Annotated in this window: 2 protein-coding genes and 1 pseudogene; all 3 read left to right on the top strand. The window is 38.8% G+C overall.

The genetic code is table 11. The annotated features are described in order from the left end of the window. A pseudogene (locus MV676_RS06750) lies at nt 1–732 on the top strand (hypothetical protein); the annotation flags it as partial. Nucleotides 733–759: 27 nt separating this feature from the next. Then, complete coding sequence (locus MV676_RS06745) at nt 760–1,596, top strand: DUF350 domain-containing protein (protein ID WP_297446059.1); 837 nt, start codon at nt 760–762, stop codon at nt 1,594–1,596. Nucleotides 1,597–1,608: 12 nt separating this feature from the next. After that, nucleotides 1,609–3,151 (top strand): polyamine aminopropyltransferase (locus MV676_RS06740; protein WP_297446056.1); only part of this gene is annotated, 1,543 nt, incomplete at its 3' end.

Here is a 3,151-nt window from a genome sequence, read left to right as displayed (position 1 = left end):
GTTGAGTACCACGCTGTTTTTTCGATTTACTACTGGGATTCCTGGGACGACTGGGACAATACGGCAGTCAGGAAGTTTGACATAATTTTGCCTAAATCCGAATACGACAAACTTGTTTACTTTGTTACGAAAGAGGACGGCTGGAACAGGCGTTTCTGTTCGGACACGTGGGGCTGTTATTACAAAGAATTTAACGACTTAGCCAGAGCTATGTTTAAACGGGTTAGCCGTGTCGGAGATGACAGCTTTGAAATATACATAGAAAATTTATATCCCGCATACTACCATACTTATTTGATTATAGAGAACGGTAGTCAAAAAATGAAAACAGAACAGGTAGACGAAGATGAGTGGAAAGCCTATCCAAAGATCGGAATGCTTGTGATAGCCAAACCAAGGGGTTATTTCAGTGATCAGATTGATCCCAATCCGATAAATCTTGATAAATATTTCCTTGGAAACCCTATTTACGGCCACGAAGTGAGAAGAAACGGGCACAGTTTTTGGGAGTTCTACGGAAAGTATAGGTTTCTTGAGGATATTTTAAGCATCAACCGTGGACTTTATAGGTATAAACCTGTTCTTGACGAGTATGAAGATGTTTATTACGGAAAGAGAGTTGTTATTGCTAGTGGGGGGAGAAGAAAAACAGCCGCTTCCCGTGGTGGATATTCTGTTCGTGGTGCAGGTTCAAGATACCGTGGTGGTGGATTTGGTGGTGGTGGAAAATAAAAAACTTTTAAGTCACAGGAGGAAGGAATGGTTGAAAAACTAATTGGAGAAGCCTTTGTAAACTCAGTATATCTTGCAGAATTTGTTCTGTTTACCCTTTTGGCCGTTGGAGTTTACAAGGTTCTATTTAGACTTGGACACAAAAAAGGAGAAAACCTTGTAAGGGGTGCAGTAGTACTGGGATTGGCTGTTGCAACCTCTCCTCTGTATACGGGAGAGTCTTACGGCCTTTTAAACGATCTTGAGTTTATTGGGATCTACTCTTTTATCACGATCGGCTTAATGGTGTTAGGCCACATAATAAACGATTTTGTTACTTTTCACAAGGTCAGAAACATTGAAGAGATAAAGAACGGCAACCTATCGCTGGCCGTGGTTGAGTTTGCAAACATAATTTCTACAGGGCTGGTTATTAGAGCAATTTTAGACAGCTACTCCACACCCGACTACAGATCAGTAATTATGATTCTTTTCCTTTCGTTTCTGCACGTGCAGTTTCTTCTTAATTTAACTATTCTGCTGTATGAAAAGTTTTATCAGCTTAAAAAACTTGACTTAAGAGAGCTTATCTACCACAACAACATTTCTGCCGGAATTAACCTCTCTTCTGTGTATGTAGTAACTGCTTTTCTGGTGGTTTCGGCTTTTAATCCACAGAATTCTCTCTATGAAACTGCACTCTTGACGGTAGTTTACTTTGTGGCCTCACTATTAGTTGTCGTGTTCTTTAAAGAGGTGGTTGACCTTGTAATCGTAAGAGAAACTACAGTAAGAAAGATAATAGAAAATGACAACTACTTTAAAGCATTGTTTATGGAGATGTGTACTATTTCAATAGTCTTTGTTTACCACTTCCTCTCGTAAGGAATGCCTGAAATGGAAAAGATTTTGAGAAAGCCATTTGTTTCTTATGGGTTTTGGTTGGCATTTGCTACCTTTTTTACAGGTGCTTCCGGCCTTGTGTATGAGTATCTGCTTTCTACTACCTCTTCCTACATTAACGGAAATTCGGTAGAACAGTTTTCCCTGACCATAGCACTAATGCTGTTTGCTATGGGACTGGCCGGGTTTTTACAGAAGAAAGTTTCCGATTCTTACCTTATTGAAAAGTTTGTTATTTTAGAAGTTCTCTTATCACTTCTTGGAGGGTTTTCGGTAGTTATAACCTATTTTTCTTTTGCATATCTTGAAAACTATGAACTTATCTACTACCTAACGGCTTTCACAATAGGACTTCTAATCGGTTTTGAAATTCCTCTTGTTATGAGAATCAACGAAAAATTCGTCCCCGTTTTAAAGGACAACCTTTCTTATATCTATTCGGCCGATTATGTAGGAGCGTTTGTAGGAGCTCTGTTATGGGTGTTTGTAATCTTAAAGCACTTTACACTTATACAGGCCGGATTTGTCGTGGCAGTTAGCAACCTGATCGTCGCTGGGTTCACTTATCTTGCATTCAGAAAAGAGGACAGGGTAAAAAGTTTAATTCTGCTTTTCCTGGTTATCGGCCTTGTAGCAAACGGTATCGGATTTTTAAGTTCACATTGGATAGAAAAGCACATATACAAACCCTTGTTTAACCAGCCTGTAATATTTCATAAAACTACAAGATATCAGGACATAACCATTACGAAAAACAAGAAAACCGGTGAAATCAGGCTTTACCTGAACGGCAACTTGCAGTTCTGCTCTTCAGACGAGATGGTATATCACGAACTTCTTGTTCACCCAGCTATGGCTCTTGCGGGAAAGAGAAAAAACATTCTTATCCTGGGGGGAGGAGATGGACTTGCTTTAAGGGAAGTCCTTAAGTATAGAGAGGTAAAACAGGTTACTCTTGTTGATCTTGACCCTGAAATGATAAGAATAGCCAAAGGTAAACCACTTGTTAATTTAAACAGGGGTAGTTTTTTTTCTGAAAAGGTTAAGGTAATCAATATGGACGCTGATCTGTTTGCTAAAGAAAATGTAGGGAAAAAGCACTACGATGTAATCATAGTAGACTTACCTGACCCATCTACGGTAGAACTTGCAAAACTTTATTCACTTGGATTTTATAGAAAACTCTACTACCTTTTAAACCCTGACGGAATAATGGTTGTTCAGTCAACCTCTCCATACTTTGCTCCGAAAGCGTTTAAGTGTATAGAGAAAACGATTAAAAAGGCAGGTTTTTCTGTTCTGCCCTACCACTACGACGTGCCCTCTTTCGGAGACTGGGGATTTATTATCGGCTACAAGTTTTCTTCCAAAAAGTTTAAGTATAGACTAAACCACATAAACTTTCCCGTTTCTACAAGATTTCTTACTGAAAAAGTCTTTTATTCGTCGCTGGCTTTTGGGAAAAACTGGATTAATGCTGAAAAAGTCAAAGTAAATACCGTTTTTAATCCAGTTATTCTTAAATATTACAACGACG

Source organism: Desulfurobacterium sp., from assembly GCF_027028515.1.
Lineage (GTDB): Bacteria > Aquificota > Aquificia > Desulfurobacteriales > Desulfurobacteriaceae > Desulfurobacterium_A.
This window is presented reverse-complemented; position numbering and strand designations above follow the sequence as displayed.